At 55.4% G+C, this 18,792-nt stretch carries 16 protein-coding genes and 3 pseudogenes; 11 read left to right on the forward strand and 8 right to left on the reverse strand.

From position 1 onward, the window contains the following. The first annotated feature begins 34 nt into the window (after positions 1–34). The 5 genes and pseudogenes from LJ360_RS02300 to LJ360_RS02320 all read left to right on the forward strand — a co-directional run bounded on the left by LJ360_RS02300 (position 35) and on the right by LJ360_RS02320 (position 3,105). Positions 35–877, forward strand: coding sequence for a cation diffusion facilitator family transporter (locus tag LJ360_RS02300; RefSeq protein WP_264995131.1), 843 nt, complete (start codon positions 35–37; stop codon positions 875–877). A 14-nt stretch (positions 878–891) separates the two neighbouring features. Continuing rightward, positions 892–1,353, forward strand: a complete 462-nt coding sequence (locus tag LJ360_RS02305) for a hypothetical protein (protein WP_264995132.1) — start codon at positions 892–894, stop codon at positions 1,351–1,353. 28 nt (positions 1,354–1,381) lie between these two features. Next, positions 1,382–2,341: an arsenic resistance protein gene (locus LJ360_RS02310; RefSeq protein WP_264995133.1), complete on the forward strand. Its 960-nt coding sequence runs from the start codon at positions 1,382–1,384 to the stop codon at positions 2,339–2,341. 6 nt (positions 2,342–2,347) lie between these two features. Beyond that, positions 2,348–2,554 (forward strand): annotated as a pseudogene (locus LJ360_RS02315) (cytochrome c oxidase assembly protein); the annotation flags it as partial. Continuing rightward, a complete protein-coding gene (locus LJ360_RS02320; RefSeq protein WP_264995134.1) occupies positions 2,551–3,105 on the forward strand; it encodes an SCO family protein in 555 nt (184 codons plus the stop codon). The pseudogene LJ360_RS02315 and the gene LJ360_RS02320, both read left to right, overlap by 4 nt. Here the strand turns inward: LJ360_RS02320 and LJ360_RS02325 are convergent. Further along, a pseudogene (locus LJ360_RS02325) lies at positions 3,086–3,610 on the reverse strand (IS3 family transposase); the annotation flags it as partial. The gene LJ360_RS02320 and the pseudogene LJ360_RS02325 overlap by 20 nt on opposite strands. Before the next feature lie 231 nt (positions 3,611–3,841). Between LJ360_RS02325 and istA the strand changes: the two are divergent. Together istA and istB are read left to right on the forward strand one after the other, a co-directional pair. Then, positions 3,842–5,386 carry an IS21 family transposase gene (istA, locus tag LJ360_RS02330; RefSeq protein WP_264995135.1) on the forward strand — a complete coding sequence of 515 codons (1,545 nt, stop codon included), beginning with the start codon at positions 3,842–3,844 and terminating at the stop codon, positions 5,384–5,386. Positions 5,387–5,400: 14 nt separating this feature from the next. Continuing rightward, positions 5,401–6,156: an IS21-like element helper ATPase IstB gene (istB, locus tag LJ360_RS02335; RefSeq protein ID WP_091849090.1), complete on the forward strand. Its 756-nt coding sequence runs from the start codon at positions 5,401–5,403 to the stop codon at positions 6,154–6,156. A 96-nt stretch (positions 6,157–6,252) separates the two neighbouring features. Here istB and LJ360_RS02340 read toward each other — a convergent pair. From LJ360_RS02340 to LJ360_RS02355, 4 genes and pseudogenes are all read right to left on the reverse strand, one after another. Continuing rightward, positions 6,253–6,863: pseudogene (locus LJ360_RS02340) on the reverse strand (transposase); the annotation flags it as partial. A gap of 187 nt (positions 6,864–7,050) precedes the next feature. Beyond that, positions 7,051–7,446: a restriction endonuclease gene (locus LJ360_RS02345; protein WP_264995136.1), complete on the reverse strand. Its 396-nt coding sequence runs from the start codon at positions 7,444–7,446 to the stop codon at positions 7,051–7,053. Continuing rightward, positions 7,443–7,964 (reverse strand): winged helix-turn-helix domain-containing protein, encoded by a 522-nt coding sequence (locus LJ360_RS02350; RefSeq protein ID WP_264995137.1) that lies wholly within the window; start codon positions 7,962–7,964, stop codon positions 7,443–7,445. Before LJ360_RS02350 ends, LJ360_RS02345 begins: the two co-directional genes overlap by 4 nt. A gap of 30 nt (positions 7,965–7,994) precedes the next feature. Next, a complete protein-coding gene (locus LJ360_RS02355; RefSeq protein ID WP_264995138.1) occupies positions 7,995–8,201 on the reverse strand; it encodes a helix-turn-helix domain-containing protein in 207 nt (68 codons plus the stop codon). Positions 8,202–8,352: 151 nt separating this feature from the next. Here LJ360_RS02355 and LJ360_RS02360 point away from each other — a divergent pair, with 151 nt between their 5' ends. The 4 genes from LJ360_RS02360 to LJ360_RS02375 all read left to right on the forward strand — a co-directional run bounded on the left by LJ360_RS02360 (position 8,353) and on the right by LJ360_RS02375 (position 11,591). Beyond that, positions 8,353–8,589, forward strand: coding sequence for a hypothetical protein (locus tag LJ360_RS02360; RefSeq protein ID WP_264995139.1), 237 nt, complete (start codon positions 8,353–8,355; stop codon positions 8,587–8,589). Next, positions 8,582–9,796: a site-specific integrase gene (locus LJ360_RS02365; protein WP_264995140.1), complete on the forward strand. Its 1,215-nt coding sequence runs from the start codon at positions 8,582–8,584 to the stop codon at positions 9,794–9,796. Before LJ360_RS02360 ends, LJ360_RS02365 begins: the two co-directional genes overlap by 8 nt. After that, a complete protein-coding gene (locus LJ360_RS02370; RefSeq protein ID WP_264995141.1) occupies positions 9,786–10,100 on the forward strand; it encodes a hypothetical protein in 315 nt (104 codons plus the stop codon). The genes LJ360_RS02365 and LJ360_RS02370 overlap by 11 nt, the downstream gene beginning before the upstream one ends. A 189-nt stretch (positions 10,101–10,289) precedes the next feature. Further along, on the forward strand, positions 10,290–11,591 hold the full coding sequence (locus LJ360_RS02375) for an IS1380-like element ISMaq3 family transposase (RefSeq protein ID WP_011784498.1): 1,302 nt from the start codon (positions 10,290–10,292) through the stop codon (positions 11,589–11,591). Positions 11,592–11,937: 346 nt separating this feature from the next. Here LJ360_RS02375 and LJ360_RS02380 read toward each other — a convergent pair whose 3' ends face one another. The 3 genes from LJ360_RS02380 to LJ360_RS02390 all read right to left on the reverse strand — a co-directional run bounded on the left by LJ360_RS02380 (position 11,938) and on the right by LJ360_RS02390 (position 18,791). Further along, positions 11,938–14,928: a hypothetical protein gene (locus LJ360_RS02380; protein ID WP_264995142.1), complete on the reverse strand. Its 2,991-nt coding sequence runs from the start codon at positions 14,926–14,928 to the stop codon at positions 11,938–11,940. Between the two features lie 320 nt (positions 14,929–15,248). Beyond that, on the reverse strand, positions 15,249–17,192 hold the full coding sequence (locus LJ360_RS02385) for a hypothetical protein (RefSeq protein ID WP_264995143.1): 1,944 nt from the start codon (positions 17,190–17,192) through the stop codon (positions 15,249–15,251). A gap of 297 nt (positions 17,193–17,489) precedes the next feature. Then, positions 17,490–18,791, reverse strand: coding sequence for an IS1380 family transposase (locus LJ360_RS02390; protein WP_264994259.1), 1,302 nt, complete (start codon positions 18,789–18,791; stop codon positions 17,490–17,492). Between the last annotated feature and the right edge of the window lies 1 nt (position 18,792).

An 18,792-nucleotide genomic window follows, 5' to 3' on the forward strand; every position in this document is an offset into this window, starting at 1 on the left:
CCGACTATCGTCAGCGAGTGCCGGATCTAAGCTGATGTATGACTTGCCCGAACGAATCGAAGCGGTGTACGGGGTTATATCCGGCTCGCTGGCGCTGCTTGCCGATGCCGGCCACAACCTCAGCGATGTGATGGGGCTGATCATGGCCTGGGCAGCCAGCTGGCTGGCCTGCAAAGCGGCGACCTACGCCAAGACCTATGGCCTGAAGAAAACCACCATTCTGGCGGCCTTGTTTAACGCTCTGATTCTGATCGCCGCGGTCGGTGGTATTACTTGGGAAGCCATTCAGCGCCTCACAGATCCTGCCGACGTCGCTGGGCTGACCGTCGTGATCGTGGCTGGCATTGGCGTATTGATCAACGGCGCAACCATGATGCTCTTTCTCAAAGGGCAGAAAGGTGACATCAATATCCGGGGCGCTTTCTTGCATATGGCCGCAGACACCGCAGTGTCGGCAGGCGTCGTGGTCTCTGGCACGATACTGATGTTCACCAGCCTGACCTGGATTGATCCGATCGTGAGTCTCGTTATTGCCGTCGTGATCTTTGTGGGCACTTGGCAGTTGCTGAAGGACTCCGTAAACCTGGCGGTGGATGCTGTTCCCAAGGGGATTGATCCTTCGGCTGTCCATGAGCGTCTTGAAAGTTTGCCCGGCGTGCAATCAGCCCATCACCTTCACATCTGGGCTCTGAGTACCACCGAAAATGCGCTGACCGTTCACTTGGTGAAACCAGACCCAGAGAGTGACGACCAGGTGATCAGTGAGGCTACGGAAATGTTGAACGAGCACTTTGGCATCCAGCATACGACCATCCAGTGGGAGCGCGGAGATGATCAATGCCCGACCGATGCCCATTGTGGGTCGCTGACTCATTGAAAAGGAATGTGAGCGTGAAACTGACACTGGCAACAACCTTTCCAGCGCCTGCTGATCAAGTCTGGCCGCTGGTCAAAAAGAGCCGTACGCTGCTGTTTGTTTGCAAGGGCCTCTTGGGTTTTGGAGATTCTGGCCGCTTTCCGCAACAATGGCGAGAAGGAAATAAAGAAGTCACACGCTTGCTGTTTTTTGGCTTCATCCCCGCATGGAAACACACCCTGACGTTTGAAAGGATTGACGACGATCAGCGAGTTCTTGCGACTGAGGAAGGCGGAGGCCTGGTCCCCGTCTGGAACCACGTCATTCAGGTGGCCCCTGATGGAAGCAAGGCCTGCACCTACAGTGATGAGGTGAACATAGAGGCAGGGGTATTTACGATAGTAGTATGGCTCTACGCACACGTTTTCTACCGCTATCGCCAGCGTCGGTGGCGCACCTTACTGCGTGAGATAGCGCATCATTCATCATCCATCTGATTTTCGAACCAACAAGGCCAGGAACTCCATGCGGGAAACGATTGAACGCCATCAGGCCTGGGCCTACCTCGTTGCTGTTGTTTTCGGCCTGGTTGTGGGCTGGACATCTTCCCTCGGCGACAGTGTGCCGGATTACTTGATCTGGGGTTTGCTCGGCGTTCTGCTCTACGCCACGTTTACTCAAACACCGTTGACTCACCTGTCTGATGTATTCCAAGACCGCCGGTTCATGGGTGCATTGCTCACGGGCAATTTCTTGGTGATGCCGGCGATCATCGCTCTACTGATATGGGCACTGCCTGACAATGACGCGCTGAGGTTGGGCGTGCTTCTGGTATTGCTGATGCCCTGTACCGACTGGTTTATCACATTCACTCATTTGGGGAAGGGCGACAGCACTCGAGCCATTGCGGCAACGCCGGTTCTGTTGATTGCTCAATTGGCTCTTCTGCCACTCTACCTCTGGCTTTTCCTGGGCAATCAGTTCGACGTAAACCTTGAGCTTGGGAGACACCTACTGCCGGCTTTTGTCGGGCTGATTATCGTCCCGCTGATCCTGGCATTTCTGACTGAAAAATGGGGCGAATACTCCGGAAAAGCCACCGCGTTGATTCGATCGATGGGCCTGATGCCAGTTCCTCTGCTGACAGTCGTACTGTTCATCGTCTCGATGACACAGGTCAGCCAGATCGACAGTACCGGCCCTCTCATCTGGCCCTTGATGATTCTGTTCCCGGCCTATCTGCTTGCTGCGGCCCTGGTCGGAAAAACTCTACAGCGGGTCTTTCGATTACCGGTAGCAACCGGGCGAACCGTTATCTTCAGCCTTGGCACACGCAACTCCTTTGTGGTGTTACCTTTGGCACTGTCAATGCCAGAGGCCTGGGCTACGGTCGTCGTGGTGATTGTCGTGCAGTCCCTGGTGGAACTGTTTGGAATGATGTTTTATCTGAGGTGGGTGCCCAGTCGGCTGCTACCGAACACCTGAAAAGGTCGTGACATGGTCTACGACGTTTACGAGGTCTGTGGCCGCGCCTGGCCCTTGGATCCCGAGGTCGATCAATTCCTTGGTGGCCTGCTGACCTACATTCCACCGGCCATGATGAGCATTCTCGGCATTCTGCTTATCCTTCGTCGCGCCATGCATCAGGACGGAAAGTACACCAATCATTCCCAAAAACTGGAGGAAACAGCGTCATGAGCACCCGTTTCTGGCAACCGAGCACCAAAATCATACCGGCCATTTCTACGCTGGTGATGGCCATATTGCTGACGGGTTGCTTTGGCAACGATGAGGAGGACTGGCAAGGAACAAGTATCAGTGGCCTGATGCCCGAGTTGGAATTCGATCTGATCAACAGCCAGGGCGAGCCGGTGTCTGGCAATGATTACAACGGCCGCGTGAAAATGCTGTTTTTCGGATTCACCTCATGCCCCGATGTTTGCCCGACGGCACTGCAAAAACTCAACCAAGCAACCAGTGGCCTGGCCCCCGAGCTTCAGGAAGAAGTGCTCACTTTGTTCGTGAGTGTCGATCCGCAACGTGACACGCCTGAGCGCCTCGCAGAGTACGTGGATTTTTTCGGTGACAATATTGTTGGGCTCACCGGAGAAGAACCCCAGCTTCGCCAATTGGCCAAACGATATCGGACAACCTTCGGTTATGAAGAACCTGGCCCCGACGGGAATTACGCCGTGTCACACAGCAGCGCGATTGACCTGCCCCCAGTCTTTAATCCAACTGCTCCCTAGTAATGTCCGTTACTTTTGAATCAGTTTTTCCAAGTCGGAGAGCGGAGGCAAACTCCAGGGGTGTCTGATACCCCAAGGATGAATGCGGTCGCCGCTCATTGTAGTCCAAGCGCCAGTTGCTGATCTTTTCGCGGGCATGAGCAAGATCCCGGAACCAATGTTCATTCAGACACTCATCCCGGAATTTTCCGTTAAAGCTCTCGACGTAACCATTCTGCATCGGCTTTCCAGGCTGGATCAGCTTCAGCTCAACGCCATGATGATAGGCCCATTGATCCAATGCTCTGCCAGTAAATTCCGGCCCCTGATCGGTTCTGACGGCCTTTGGATAGCCTCTGAAGGCCGCTATGCCATCCAGGGTGCGGACCACCTGTTCGCCTGAGATTCCCATAGCAACGGGAATGTCGAGGCATTCCTTGGTGAAATCATCCACGATCGTCAGGCATTTGATCCTGCGCCCGTTGGCCAAAGAATCCATGACGAAATCCATAGACCACGTATGATTGCATATTCCGGCCCATCGTGACCACCCATTCCGTTTGAACGTGACCGCCTGTTCCGGGCGATCGTGACCGCTCATTCCGTTTTATCGTGACCGATTTCGGGTCGTTTTCCGGAATCGCCGGTCACGATGCCGGAATCATCGGTCACGTTCCTCCGGAATCACTGCCAAAGCGCTGGAATTCTTCAATTTTATCCGGCATACCACTTCCTTTTTCATCACGAGGAAGGGCGGATGCCGGCAGCGAGGATTTCCATGCGACAAATCATCGAGGTCTTGCGCCTCAAGTACGAAGCGGGCCTGAGCCATGACCGCATTGCCCGCGCCTGTGGCCTTTCCAAGGGTGTGGTCGGTAAATACGTCAGCCTGGCCACCGCTCAAGGCATCACCTGGCCGTTGCCGGAAGGCACGGACGAAGCGCGGCTGGAAGCCCAGCTGTTCCCGGCCAAAACGCCGCCTTCACGCTTTGCCGAGCCCGACTACTTCCAGGTCCATCAGGAGCTGAAGACCAAGGGCGTCACCCTGCAACTACTCTGGGCCGAATATGTGGAACGCCACGGCGACAAGGCCCGCCGGTACAGCCAGTTCTGCCATCACTACCGGCTGTGGCGAGGCCGGCAGCGGCGCAGCATGCGCCAGGTCCACCGGGCCGGCGAGAAGGTCTTTATCGACTACTGCGGTCCCACCGTGCCAGTGGTGGACCGTAGCACCGGCGAGATGCGCAAGGCCCAGGTCTTTGTGGCCGTGCTGGGTGCGTCCAGCTACACCTTCGCCGAGGCCACCTGGAGCCAGAGCCTGCCGGACTGGATCGCCTCCCACCAGCGGATGCTGGCGTTCTATGGCGGCGTGCCGGAACTGCTGGTTCCGGACAACCTCAAGGCAGCGGTCACCAAGGCAGACCGATACACGCCCCAGATCAACGAGACCTACGCGGAGCTGGCCGCCCATTACCAGACGGCGGTATTACCGGCACGCCCCTACAAGCCCAAGGACAAAGCGAAGGCCGAAGCCGCTGTGCTGCTGGTTGAGCGCTGGATCCTGGCCCGGTTACGACATCAGACGTTCTTCTCCCTGGCCGAGCTAAATGCAGCCATCACCGGGCTGTTACCGGCCCTAAACAAGCGCCCGTTCCAGGGGCGCTCCGAGAGCCGCCAAAGCCTGTTCGAGGCACTGGACCGACCCGCGCTCAGGCCGCTCCCCGCAACGCCCTACGTCTACGCCGAGTGGCGCAAGGCACGACCGGGCATCGACTACCACATCGAGATCGACAAACGGCTGTACAGCGTGCCTCACGCACTCGTGGGCGTGAAGCTGGATGTTCGGGTGACCGATACGTCCGTGGAGGTGATGCACAAGGGCCAGCGGGTCGCCCTTCATTCCCGTCACGGCAAGGGCCGCTTCGTCACCCTGACCGAGCATATGCCCAAGTCCCATCAGGCCCACCAGAACTGGTCACCGGGCCGCTTCCTGAACTGGGCCACGGACATCGGCCCCGCCACGCTCGACGTGGTGCAGCGCCAGCTCAAGGATCGTCCTCATCCCGAGCATGGCTACCGGGCCTGCCTGGGGCTGTTGAACCTGAGCCGACGTTACAGCCGTGACCGGCTGGAGCAGGCCTGTGCCCGGGCGTTGTCCATCAACTCGGCCAGTTACCAGAGCATCACCTCGATCCTGAAGCGGGGTCTGGATCAGTTGCCTCTGCCACTGACCGAGGAAGAACCGGAACTGGCCGATCTGCCCGTTCACACCAACGTTCGCGGCCCCCGCTACTACCACTGATCCCGGAGACACTGATGTTGACTCAAAACACCCTCGATACCCTGCGCCAGCTCAAGCTGACCGGCATGTGCGATGCCCTGGAACAACAACGGGCACAGCCCGACACCCACGACCTGGCGTTCGAGGAACGCCTGGCCTTGCTGATCGACCGGGAGGTGCTACATCGTGAAAATCGACGTCTGGATCGGCTGCTGAAGGCGGCCCGGTTGCGGGTCCCTGCCTGCGTGGAAGACGTCGATTACCGCCACCCGAGAGGGCTGGAGCGCTCCCGTATGGCGGGGCTGGCCAGCTGTGACTGGATCCGCCAATCCCTGAACCTGTGCATCACCGGCCCGACCGGTTGCGGCAAGACCTGGCTGGCCTGCGCCCTGGGCAACCAGGCCTGCCGGCAAGGGCTCTCGGTTCGCTACTTGCGCGTGCCGCGCCTGTTCGAGCAGGTGCGCATCGCCCACGGCGATGGCAGCTACGCACGGTTGATGAACCAGTTGCTGAAAACCGACCTGCTGATCCTGGACGACTGGGGTATGCAGAAGGTCACGGCACAACAACGTCAGGATCTGATGGAGGTGATCGAAGACCGGCACGGGCGAGGCTCAACGCTCATCGCCAGCCAGTTACCAACCGAACACTGGCATGACTACATCGGCTCCGCCACGCTGGCTGACGCCATCATGGACCGGCTCCTGCACGGGGCTCACCGACTCAATCTGAAGGGGGAATCACTGCGAAAAGCAAAAGCACAAAATGCGGAATCGGTTGACCCATCGTGACCGCTCAGAGTACAAAACTGACTCCAGCGTGATGGCCGTGTGCAAAACGGTCACGATCCCCGGAATGACCGGTCACGTTCGCCGGAATACGCAATGATTCGGCGCATCGGGCAGAACCAAGGGCTGCCGTTCGACCATCACCCCTTTACGGCGCTTGCGTTTGCGGACGGCCAAGCCTGCTTCCCGGTAAAGTCGATAAACCTTCTTGTGATTCACCTCAGCACCCTCACGACGCAGCAACTGATGAACACGCCGGTACCCGAACCGGCGACGTTCGAACGCAATGGCTTTGATGCGCTCTGTCAGTTCACGCTCCTCTGGAGAACGCTGAGACTGATACCGCATCGTTGCGCGGGATAACCCGACGAGTGAACAGGCTTTGCGCTCGGATATCGTCGTCTCCGACAGCATGGTACGCACAGCCTCGCGCTTGTTCCCGACGGTCAGTACTTTCGGTTGAGAGCCGCCTTCAGAGCTTCTGTGTCCAGCATGGACTCGGCCAGCAGTTTCTTGAGCCGGGCGTTCTCTTCCTCCAGGGCCTTCAAACGACGGGCCTCAGAGACCTCCAAACCACCGTATTTCTTACGCCAGGTGTAGAAGGTTGCGTCCGAGATGTTGTACTTGCGACACAGCTCTTTGACCGGCAGGCCAGCCTCGGCTTCCTTCAGAATGGGAATGATCTGTTCTTCGGTGAATCGCTTCTTCATGTTCATCGTCCTCTCTGGTGATGAACATTACTAAGATCAGAATGGGTTAGAAAGTTGGGGGCAGGTCACAAGAACATCATGAAAATCTGTCTGGGCTTTTATCTCAAGAACTACGTTTTTGAAAGGTTAATAATTCGCTCCGTCCTTATCAGCGGAGTTTCTGCACGAGGGGGAGGGGCACGTCGTCCTAGTCCTCGACGAAGTAGTCTGTATCTACTTGCTTCACCTCGTAGACATCTTTCACGTTGACACCCAGATTGTTCTCAATCATCAGCTGGGCCAATTCGCGACCATCAATCAATACGACCTTCATATCGAGCCCGGCAGCAGCCTCTCGGGCTCCCGTTGAAAAATCTGAGGTCGTCAAGAACACACCTTTGCGGGCGCGCTGCCGGGTCAACGCGCCGATAAACTTGTCGATTTCAGGTCGGTGTACCGTATTGATCCAGCGCTTGGCTTGAAGGTAAATGGTATCCAAGCCAAGTTTGTCTTCCTTTATGATCCCGTCAATTCCATCGTCGTTGGTCGTTTGCGTAGCCTGCCCCGCCTCTTTCCTGGACCCGCCATAGCCCATCGAGATCATAAGATCGACGACCAGTTTTTCAGAAAAGAGGGTGATGCTTTGCGGATGCTATCCAGCACTTCGTCGGCAAGGTTTTCCATCAAAGACTGGTGCGCAGAAGCGAGTTGCTCGTCGGGCGTAGCCTCTTCAGTGGTGTCGTCCGCCGACTTCAAGGAATCGCTGACAGGTTTTGGTTTCTGGGTATGGAAGTCATGGAACTCGGGAAACTGTTTTAGCCATGCAACACTGATGCGCTCGGGTCCATTGCATAATGCATCCTGGCCTCGCTCGGTGATCTGCACCATGCCTCTTTCCGGAATCGTGAGAAGTCCGGCTTTATTGAGGTATGTCCTTGCCCAGCCCACCCGGTTGTTGATTACCGTCTGATTCCCGGATGGCAGACGCTCTTTCCGTTCTTCCTCTGACAGCTCAAACGCGTCTTTCACGGCCTCGCGCACATGGGCCAAGGTCCGAGGCTGACCGTCGCTAACCACTTGAAGAACCGGACGCATGACTGACTGAAAATCAGGTATTGCCATTGCCTGTACTACTCCATGCCAGAGCTTTGCTCACCGCTCGTCTACGAACTCGAACAAATCACCGACGTCACAGTCCAGATATCGGCAAAGTGCTTCGATAGTTTCGAGCTCTACGCGACTGGCGGTTTCGTGATAAAGCCGGGTGATAGTGCCCCGGTTAACCCCCGTTTCTCTCGCCACGTCGACGATTTTTAGCTTCTTCTCGCCCATCAGCTTAGACAGATGGCACTTAATCATTTGGCCCACCAAAGAACAAATTAACCCACAGGAGATCAAAAAGACTTGCAAAAGGTCTTTATGAGTGCATAATGATCTTCAGGAGGACATTTTGAGGCGCTAGTTATGCGGTATGTCCTCCAGCACTCAACGATATCAGAGGTGATTAGTCATGTCACAGGAGTATCTGACTACCGAGGAACTCGCCCAGCGCATCAAATATGATGTGCGCACCATTCGGGAGAGGTTGAAAGACTCTGTACTGATCGAGGGGATTCACTATGTGCGGCCCTTCGGGGGAAGGAAGATCCTATATATCTGGAACGTGATTGAACGAGACATGCTGGAGCAGTCCGCAGACGACGCATTGGCGGTCCCAATGGCCGGTGGAGGTGTGTGCCATGGGTAAAATTGTCGCTCGCCCGGAATCCGGCAAGTTGTTCTTCGATTTCAGATACAGGAACAAACGCTGCAGGGAACAGACAACCTTGGATGACACGCCCACCAACCGCAGGAAGCTGGAGCGCATTCTGAAGAAAATCGAAGCGGAAATTACCCTGGGCACCTTCGACTACGCAAGTTACTTTCCCAGTAGCCCCCGTGCAAAGAATTTTGCACCGGATACCAAGCTGGAAGCAGCCGAAGTGGTTCGTGCTCAGGCAGAAACACCACTGTTCGCTGACTTTTCTCGTGACTGGTTAAATGAAATGCGAATCCAGTGGCGCAAATCGCACATTACCACGGTGGAGGGAACGCTGAAGAACTACCTGAATCCAGAATTCGGAGAGAAAGAAGTTGGCCGCATCACCAAGAAAGACATTCTCGACTTCCGGGCTTCACTCGCCAAAGTAACCACCCGGAGCGGGAAGCAGCTTTCCACTAGTCGTATCAACCGAATCATGACGCCTTTGCGCATGATTCTGGGAGAGGCAGCCAACCGGTACGAGTTTAGCTCACCCTATCACGGGATCAAATCCCTGAAGGTGCCCCGCACGGATGTGGAGCCATTCGACTTGGACGAGGTGAAGTTGATTTTGGCGTCGGTTCGTCCGGACTTCCGAAACTACTACACAGTCCGCTTCTTCACCGGTATGCGTACCGGAGAAATCGACGGGCTGCAGTGGGAATATGTGGACTTTAAACGCCGACAAATTCTGGTAAGGCAGTCATTGGTGAATGGTGAGCTGGGCTACACCAAAAACGACGGCTCGTTCCGTAACATCGAGATGTCGCAGCTGGTATATGACGCTCTCAAGGAGCAGCAGCGGGCGACCGGCGACAGGAAGTTTGTGTTCTGCACCCGGTCGGGGACGCCCCTGTCCCATAACAACGTAACCAAGAGGGTGTGGTATCCGTTGCTCAGGCACCTTGGCCTGCGTAAGCGCCGGCCTTACCAGACTCGCCACACTGCTGCCACACTCTGGCTTGCCGCAGGCGAGAACCCGGAGTGGATTGCCCGGCAGATGGGGCATACCACAACCGAGATGCTGTTCCGGGTCTATAGCCGCTATGTGCCCAACCTGACCCGCCGTGATGGTTCCGCGTTCGAGCGGCTTCTTATTACCGAGTTCGATGCTTCAGCGGAAACGGATGAGGAGGTGTGCCATGAAAACTGAGTTCGATATCAGCGATACCACGCCAGGTTTAACGTTCGTTCCGCTGACAAACCTTCTTCCTCGCGAGAGGAGGGTGATTCGCAATGTGGCCAGCGCGTTGAATGCGGCTTTCCAGATTCCCAAGGGGAGGGGGTTAGTACTGCACCTGGGACTGGGTGGTGAACGATCGAATCTGGAGGCACTAGAGACCTGGGTGTGCCGTCAGATGCTTGCTCACCGGATGCTGCCCGGGGAGGAAAGTCTTGCCTGGTTCGTCCGCCAGCTGGAGTACGATCTGAATACGCTGGAGGTGGACTATGGCTGACGCTCAACAGGCCGAGATTCGTCTGGCGTACTGGTCGGACAAGTTCACCATTCTGAGCATACAATTAATGCCGAAACGTTATTTTGGCCTTAGCCCGAATTTCTCATGAGGGGATAAAAGAAAGCGGCTGAAAGTGTTAAAATTTCAGGACCTTACACCATCAATCAACACCAACAACCGCTATCCAAAATGGTACCTCAAAAACTGACCTTCTCGCCACTTTCCCGCCGCCAGATTGAAACCGACTTCTCCGGAGGCCATATCACCTCCGATGCCGGCTTGCTGTTACTGCGCGAAGTCGACAAACAACACCGGTTAACCCAACGGCTGGCCGAGACTCTGACCGACCAGCGGGATCCCCGGATGATTCGTCATGAGCTCAAGTCCCTGGTCCGGCAACGGGTCTACGGTGTGGCCGGTGGCTACGAAGATCTGAATGATCATGAAGCGCTTCGCTTTGATCAGGCACTACAAACCGCCACGGGGAATGCCTCGACTCTGGCCGGCAAGTCCACGCTTTGTCGAATGGAGCAGGCGATGGATCGGCAAACCATTGTCAAAGCGCATGAGTTGCTCTGGCACCACTTTATCGAGCAGCATGAGAAGCCGCCCAAGGAAATCGTGCTGGATTTTGACGGCACCGATATTCCGGTGCACGGCGACCAGCCGGGTAAGTTCTTTAACCGGTATTACGACCATCACTGCTACTTCCCGCTTTACGTCTTCTGCGGTAGGCACTTGCTGGTGAGCTATCTGCGCACCAGCAATCGAGGTGATGCCCGGCACAGCTGGGCCATTCTGGCGCTGCTGGTGCGATTTATTCGCGAGTATTGGCCACAGACCCGGATCGTGTTCCGGGGCGACTCCCACTTCAGCAAGCCCCGACTGCTGGCCTGGTGCGATCGCAACCAGGTGGATTACATCGTAGGCATGGCCCGCAACCAGCGGCTGGAGGCGCTTGCCGCCCCAGCCATGGACAAAGTCCGGACCTACTACGAGGCTCATGGCCATAAGCTCGCCAGCACCTTCCGCTTCCGCTACAAAGCCCGAAGCTGGCATAAGCCACGCTGGGTGGTTGCGCGCCTGGAATATGGCCCTCAAGGCCCGAACCCCCGGTTCGTTATCAGCTCCCGCTACGATGACGGATTCAAGCTCTACTACGAACAGTATTGCGCACGGGGTGATATGGAGAACCGGATCAAGGATCAACAACTGGATCTGTTTGCCGGTCGCACCTCCAGCACACACTGGTGGACCAACCAGTGGCGGCTGATCTTATCCGGCTTCGCCTACACCCTGTTCGAGCGTTTGCGGGTGCATCTGAAAAACACGCCCTTCGAACGTATGAGTGCCGGCACCTTGCGCTTGAAGCTGATCAAGGTTGGCGCAGTCATCATCCGCAACACCCGCCGAATACGGGTGTTGATGAGTGATAGCTATCCACACAAGAACGATCTCTCAGCACTGGTTCAGCGCTTGGTGCCCCAGTAGATAATCGGGCTCCCCCGGCCCGATACCAATGGGGGAAAGGGGGAGTTGTGCCTGAATGCCGGAAACTGGCTAAATAATCGCCAACTTCGACCATGACCACTCGGATCTGGCACTACCAGGCTTGGTCTGCGAAGGTTGTTGGAGCACTATGAGAAATCCGGGTTAGGGTGTGGCGCCTGGTCCTTCTCTGCCGGGGGAGGCATGCCGTGGCCATCATGCATGAGCTCCGCATGCCCTCGGGGTGGTACCCCACCCCAGGACAGCGGGTTTCTGCGGCGCTGAGGATTAGTGACCAACCAAGGGCGTCAAATCTTCACGTGCAGGTTATTCAACCCTGCTAGTAAGTTCAGGGCATCAATCGTTGGTGCCCTGGTTCGTTCCGATAGAATTCCCAATCATCTCCAGATGGCTCAGCATTCACGACATAAGCCGAAAGCACCACAAATCGCAGAACGCTCCAGAAGAGATTCTGAGTCTTGTATAATTCTGATGGTGGCTCTACCAAAATACGGCTCTTCCCAAACAGTCCAAGCTCTAAACTCTTCTCTATTGGTTCCAGCTTAATACGATCTCGTTCAGTATTGAACCGCGCTTCCCAATAATCGACTATCTCCGTTTCCCTTTCTATCATTTCCCGTGTAATTCTAATTCTTATTGTAACCCGGCTCTTTAACCGCATTTGACACAACATCTGATAGTACCTTTTTTGCCCTGGCACATCTCTTATTACGATTTCGCCCTTACTTCGCTGAGAACTTTCAAGAACCTTAAAAAAAGTCTCGATGGCCAAGTCCGGATGATCCTGGTACCACTGCATCAGCCTACCAAAATACTTCTTCGCAAAAGCTTTGGTATCTGGTGTTTTCGGGGGACTAATAAAGCTTTGCAGCTCTACGTCACCTTTTCGATGATCTTTTTCCTCAATGGAACGACGGACCTCTTCCCGCTCAGTGGATAACCGGGACCGGTTAGCCTTCGGTGGCGCAGGCGAAGGCTCAAGCGGGTTTCGTTCACGATTCGTTCGTAAAGACATCGCCTTTACGGCGTTACAATGCCATTTCACTGCGATCTCATAATCGACTGCTTTAAGGTTTGCTGCCGCTCTCAAGCCCCGACGGGCAGTCTCTCCGCCTCCAACGGGAACGATAGTCTCCATGGCCAACATCAACTCATAGGCATCTCGATACGTGATGGTTTGGTGTGGCTCTAATTCGTCGGGTTCAGATAATTCAGGTGGCACATACTCGCGCAGTTTGGGCAACACCTTGCGCCCGACACGTGGCCAATGCTCCGCCAGTTTCTCAGCGAGGTGACTAGCCAGCCGTTTATCGCTTGGAATTTCCTGCCTCTGCCGGAATTTTTCCGTAGCGGCCAAAGACTTGCCCAACAGGGCCGCCTGTTCTCGAATATGCAAATTCGGGTTGTTGCGCCGCCACAGAAATGAGCGAGCGAGCCAATCCACCAGATGAGAGTAGCTGTGCAGAGATATTGATGGCGATGCGTGCCCGGCCAGCATTCCTACCTCCCATAGAGCCTGTCCCGGTCCAGGCAGCCTCAACTTCTGCCAAAATGGCGCATCCATGGATGGCAAACAGTTTTTGCCCTCCTCGTCCTGCCGCCATTCAGCTGGTATATGCTCCCCAGGCCAATTCTCGATTAGACGCAGAAACACCAAACTGACAAAACTGTGGCGCAAATGGTGAAACCGGAACGTGCCATCACCGGTTACCTCGTTGACCAATCGTGTCAGCGGGTCAAAAATTTGCGCCTGCGGCATCGCTCGATACCCACCGACTTCCTCCGCAAAAATCGAACGCATCCCAGGATTGCCTGAAATCAGTTGCCTCCGGTCTGCGCAGAACCCCTCCAGTCGATTAAGCTCCTCTTCGGTCAAGAGGATACGGAGGGGCAGAGTGCGCGTACCCGCTTCTGTTTTAATCCTGCCGTTTTTATTAGGCCGCACTAACAACTGCACATCGTCCAAAAGCGGGTCATCGATACCTGCGAAGTCCGCGAACAGCCTCCCCAACGCTTCATTGCGGCGCAGTCCGCAACGGTACCCGAGAATCAGCACGAGCTCCTGAACCGATGCCCATCGATCTGTTCTAGCTCGCGCTTTCAATACTCCCTTCACCCGATAGTATTCCCGCGGAGACAGTAGCCGGGCATCCACCCGGGCCTGCCCACTGATGCCTCCGATGTCTACAGGCGGAATGCCATAGGTGCGCTCGACAAACTGGTGGAAGTCGTTAAGTGCGCTAATCCGGTTTGAGATGCCCCCGTGGGTTCGTCCCAGAATATTGTCATAGACGTCTTGCCAGCTGTCTGCGTCCAACAGAAACGGGTCCGAGAAAGCGTCAGCATGATCCAGCAAAGGGCTAATACGACTCAGGTAAGTAGCGATCGTGTCAGCCAGTAGTTTATCTTTCTTCCTGCCGCCGTACCGAGCCAGGTCAATCGCCCAATGCCCCATTAGCTGCAGTATGGGGGATATGCCTTGCCGCTGGAGAAACCGCTCCAACTCGGATGGGATCGCCTTCGCTTTTACGTTACGAATGGCGTCATTCATCTGCTGTAAAAGCGGGTGCTGGTCAGGAAATTCGGTCACCAACTGTACCCTAGCACCCTGTTTGACGCGTGCCTTTTCGGTAGGCTCATAGGAAGTCTTGAGCAACCCTTGCTGACCAGTTAACAACCGATACCAGTTCTCTACGGGCATCGGCATCCCCAGCATGCGACTGCGTAAAAAATGCAGCACAGAGGTCGGTACTCGCATCGCCAGGTCAGCCTGCGCTATCGATGATATATTATGCGCAACCCCCTCGGGCAGACCTGCTATCACGCAAAGACGCATGACGTATGGTTTCAATAAATACTTAAAATTAATGCTCTTTTCGTCAGGTTTAGCTTTAACCGCTGGCCACTTCCTGCCCCACCGCCGATACCAACGAACCAAGAGAGTTTGCGTTACCGGGGAGGGAAAAACCCGGCGCAGGAGGGTTGTTTGTTCCCCTGCCACATCACTGGTCAGATCCAGCCAAACGATTTGCCCATGTACACCCGCACCCGTCTGAATGGCAATGGGGAGACGCTCCAGGAGCATGAGATTAACCAACCCGGAATGGGCGATCATTGAGTAGAGCAATCGACCGGCGTCCAGCTCCATCGCTGCTATATCGAGTGTCGGCCCAGGGTTCTTCAATTCCTTCCAGAACGACGTTTCCAAGGTATCGAACTGGCTAATTCGCTGCCCAACTTCCGGAGAGATACTCGATGGTTCGGTAATATTGACCGTGAGCGGTGCAGGGAGTTGCAGCATCCATCGCAGCTCCTTCATACCTCGCTCTAGGCCCCGGACAAGGAATCTGTGGGCGTCCCTCATCATGTATCCGGTCAGTTTCGAACACACGACCTGAACCAACTCACCGCTCTCATCGTCCGACAACTCAACCCCAGGCTCGCCCCGGTAGAGGTCCGAACTCCATCCCCGCAGTCGATTTAGCGCTGATTCGTAGATCCGAAACTTGATTTGAGCCCTGTCGAGTTCGCGGCGCTTTTCTCCAGTTGGTGAGCTCTTTTCCAAGCGTGAGATGCGACTTTGTAGCTGCTGCACTGGCTCAGACCAACCAATCCACGCCCTCAAACCTTGGTCTGACATCAGTACGACTCCGTTACAACGTCGAACCCGAGTTCTGTAGCGATGCTGTCCAATGCCTCACACACAGTCTCACGATAATCCAATGGATCAATGCTGCTGAACTTGCCCCAGGGTTCCTGACCTGCGCCCCAATGCCCCATGAATGCGTTAACGTAGCTACCGCAGACACCTCGCTGCCGTAATGCTCCCCGCAGCCAGTGGCGGTTCAGGTTTAACGGCATTGTGTACGCCCAGAGGTGCTCCTCCATCGATTTGGGGCGAACCTGCAGTTCATTCAGATCTTCGTCCAAATAGAAAAACAGCGTGGGGTGGTTGCGGTGCTCAATGATGGCAAGACGCTGCCTTACACGTTCTGTATGCGCCAGATAGATGCGGAGTTGTTCCTGCAGTGGGCGACACAAGGGAACAAGACGACTGTGGCCATTTCCGTCCGAGGTTTTATCGGTGATGATGAGAGTGCCGCGATGAAAGTTAAAATCGGTGACCCGGGCCACAGGGTCTTGAACCGCACGATAGCCAGTCAGCCACAACAGCATCAACAACGTATAGTTAGTCAGCGAGTTATGAAGATCACGTAGTCCACCCTGGACGCCTAATCGCTCGTAGTCGTACTGACACTGCTCTCTTAGGCCGCGAATGGCTGATCTTATGACATTCGTTTTTATGACCAGATCAGAACCCACGACTCCATCCAGCCCGAACTCTCCCTGGCGAAAAACAACAGGCGCATCCGGAAATATGAGTTGCTGCCATCGATTTGTCACAGCCACGTAATAGTCCACCAAACGTTGGCGATTCACATAATGGTAATAGAGGGCCGCAGAGGGGCCAGTGGGAGGTTCACGACCGCTTATTAATAGGGCTTCGATCAGATCTCCCGTTTCTCGATGAAGTTCCTCGGTGAGATGATAGGCAATACGGAACAATGTAAGACGCGCAGCCCTGCCACGATTGATGGAGGAAATCATTGCCTGAGCCTGGTCAGGAATTTCCCGTTTATCATTTTCTGTGAAAAGTTCAGCGCTTGCGGTCTTCGCACCTCTAGCTCGGGTCTGAACCCATGGTGATATCAAATCCCAGATATGCTGGGGGATTGGGAGACAAACGTCCTCATGGTGGCGCTGTAGATGGCTCTTTCTCTTGTCTGTAACCGTTTTTCGCTCCGAAGGCCGAACAACTCCGGCTACCCACTCAGCGGAATCAGTGACCAAAAAGGCCTTTGCGACCGAACGTTTATTGCGCAGCTGATCACGTTGCCTGACGACACGGAACGTCAGTACATCTTTGAGCTCTCGGCCAGTCAATAAAACCAGCATCAACGCTACCGAACTGGCAAACTCGTTTTCTGGAGCCTTAACAAGCCTGGCGCCCAGCTTTTTCACCTCAGAATCATTCAATACCTCCCAACGACCTGGCAGGAGCTGCGCTGCTCGGCGACGATTCACATTGCGGCCAATCTGCTGGCGGGCCGCCGACGCCAAACTTGCGCCCCGGTTAATCTCAAGCGGCTCTACGCTCTGAAAAAACTGGGGGCCGTCAATCAGTTCCTCTGGGGCGTTACCGTGTATGTAATGTTCCGCATTATGGAGCTCTGCCCTGGATCTCTTATGAGTTACTAACCGATTTTTTGCCGCTACCGAATCAACATCAGCCTCTGGGTCAAACTTGTCACGATCAAAGGAGACTTCCACCTGCACTTCTTTATGCGAGCGCTTTCCTGACCGAGGGGTATACTCCCCAAGCCGCAAAAACGATTCGAAAAAAAGCCGGAGATTGTGGAAGCGACTAACCTGGTTCGAGTAGTCAGGGATCTTTCTAGAATCGATTTTTTGGACTACCGACTCAAGCTGTCTGTGAATCCGCCGGGGAGATTGCTGCAGGTCGGGCAAATACTCTAGTGCCGCAGGTGAAATCAGCCGTACCGAACGCCAAACACTGTCCATCCGTTTAGCAAAATCCTCTCGCGAGCTTAGATCAGAATGAGCTGTGCTCAATCTTTGACGCCATTCATCAACGCAAATCATTACCAACGTGGCGAGTTTCCACCGGGATGACTCGATGCTTTGACGCTTCCCTAGCCCGGATTTCTCATAGTGCTCCAACAACCTTCGCAGACCAAGCCTGGTAGTGCCAGATCCGAGTGGTCATGGTCGAAGTTGGCGATTATTTAGCCAGTTTCCGGCATTCAGGCACAACTCCCCCTTTCCCCCATTGGTATCGGGCCGGGGGAGCCCGATTATCTACTGGGGCACCAAGCGCTGAACCAGTGCTGAGAGATCGTTCTTGTGTGGATAGCTATCACTCATCAACACCCGTATTCGGCGGGTGTTGCGGATGATGACTGCGCCAACCTTGATCAGCTTCAAGCGCAAGGTGCCGGCACTCATACGTTCGAAGGGCGTGTTTTTCAGATGCACCCGCAAACGCTCGAACAGGGTGTAGGCGAAGCCGGATAAGATCAGCCGCCACTGGTTGGTCCACCAGTGTGTGCTGGAGGTGCGACCGGCAAACAGATCCAGTTGTTGATCCTTGATCCGGTTCTCCATATCACCCCGTGCGCAATACTGTTCGTAGTAGAGCTTGAATCCGTCATCGTAGCGGGAGCTGATAACGAACCGGGGGTTCGGGCCTTGAGGGCCATATTCCAGGCGCGCAACCACCCAGCGTGGCTTATGCCAGCTTCGGGCTTTGTAGCGGAAGCGGAAGGTGCTGGCGAGCTTATGGCCATGAGCCTCGTAGTAGGTCCGGACTTTGTCCATGGCTGGGGCGGCAAGCGCCTCCAGCCGCTGGTTGCGGGCCATGCCTACGATGTAATCCACCTGGTTGCGATCGCACCAGGCCAGCAGTCGGGGCTTGCTGAAGTGGGAGTCGCCCCGGAATACGATCCGGGTCTGTGGCCAATACTGGCGAATAAATCGCACCAGCAGCGCCAGAATGGCCCAACTGTGCCGGGCATCACCCCGGTTGCTGGTGCGCAGGTAGCTCACCAGCAAGTGCCGGCCGCAGAAGACGTAAAGCGGGAAGTAGCAGTGATGGTCGTAATACCGGTTAAAGAACTTACCCGGCTGGTCGCCGTGCACCGGAATATCGGTGCCGTCAAAATCCAGCACGATTTCCTTGGGCGGCTTCTCATGCTGCTCGATAAAGTGGTGCCAGAGCAACTCATGCGCTTTGACAATGGTTTGCCGATCCATCGCCTGCTCCATTCGACAAAGCGTGGACTTGCCGGCCAGAGTCGAGGCATTCCCCGTGGCGGTTTGTAGTGCCTGATCAAAGCGAAGCGCTTCATGATCATTCAGATCTTCGTAGCCGCTGGCCACGCCGTAGACGCGCTGCCGGATCATGGTGTTGAGCCCATGACGAATCATGCGGGCATCCCGCTGGTCGGTCAGCGTCTCGGCCAGTCGCTGGGTTAGCCGGTGTTGTTTATCGACTTCGCGCAGTAACAACACACCGGCATCCGAGGTGATATGGCCTCCGGAGAAATCGGCTTCAATCTGGCGGCGGGAGAGTGGCGAGAAGGTCAGTTTTTGAGGTACCATT

This window comes from Marinobacter sp. AN1 (assembly GCF_026013985.1).
GTDB classification, from domain to species: domain Bacteria; phylum Pseudomonadota; class Gammaproteobacteria; order Pseudomonadales; family Oleiphilaceae; genus Marinobacter; species Marinobacter segnicrescens.

Coding starts and splice junctions, on each gene's coding strand:
- LJ360_RS02320 (WP_264995134.1), top strand. CDS start 2,551: ATGAGCACCCGTTTCTGGCAACCGAGCACCAAAATCATACCGGCCATT.
- LJ360_RS02350 (WP_264995137.1), bottom strand. CDS start 7,964: ATGGCAATACCTGATTTTCAGTCAGTCATGCGTCCGGTTCTTCAAGTG.
- LJ360_RS02300 (WP_264995131.1), top strand. CDS start 35: ATGTATGACTTGCCCGAACGAATCGAAGCGGTGTACGGGGTTATATCC.
- istB (WP_091849090.1), top strand. CDS start 5,401: ATGTTGACTCAAAACACCCTCGATACCCTGCGCCAGCTCAAGCTGACC.
- LJ360_RS02370 (WP_264995141.1), top strand. CDS start 9,786: ATGAAAACTGAGTTCGATATCAGCGATACCACGCCAGGTTTAACGTTC.
- istA (WP_264995135.1), top strand. CDS start 3,842: ATGCCGGCAGCGAGGATTTCCATGCGACAAATCATCGAGGTCTTGCGC.
- LJ360_RS02380 (WP_264995142.1), bottom strand. CDS start 14,928: ATGAAGGAGCTGCGATGGATGCTGCAACTCCCTGCACCGCTCACGGTC.
- LJ360_RS02375 (WP_011784498.1), top strand. CDS start 10,290: ATGGTACCTCAAAAACTGACCTTCTCGCCACTTTCCCGCCGCCAGATT.
- LJ360_RS02345 (WP_264995136.1), bottom strand. CDS start 7,446: ATGATCTCGATGGGCTATGGCGGGTCCAGGAAAGAGGCGGGGCAGGCT.
- LJ360_RS02390 (WP_264994259.1), bottom strand. CDS start 18,791: ATGGTACCTCAAAAACTGACCTTCTCGCCACTCTCCCGCCGCCAGATT.
- LJ360_RS02365 (WP_264995140.1), top strand. CDS start 8,582: ATGGGTAAAATTGTCGCTCGCCCGGAATCCGGCAAGTTGTTCTTCGAT.
- LJ360_RS02385 (WP_264995143.1), bottom strand. CDS start 17,192: ATGGACAGTGTTTGGCGTTCGGTACGGCTGATTTCACCTGCGGCACTA.
- LJ360_RS02355 (WP_264995138.1), bottom strand. CDS start 8,201: ATGATTAAGTGCCATCTGTCTAAGCTGATGGGCGAGAAGAAGCTAAAA.
- LJ360_RS02310 (WP_264995133.1), top strand. CDS start 1,382: ATGCGGGAAACGATTGAACGCCATCAGGCCTGGGCCTACCTCGTTGCT.
- LJ360_RS02360 (WP_264995139.1), top strand. CDS start 8,353: ATGTCACAGGAGTATCTGACTACCGAGGAACTCGCCCAGCGCATCAAA.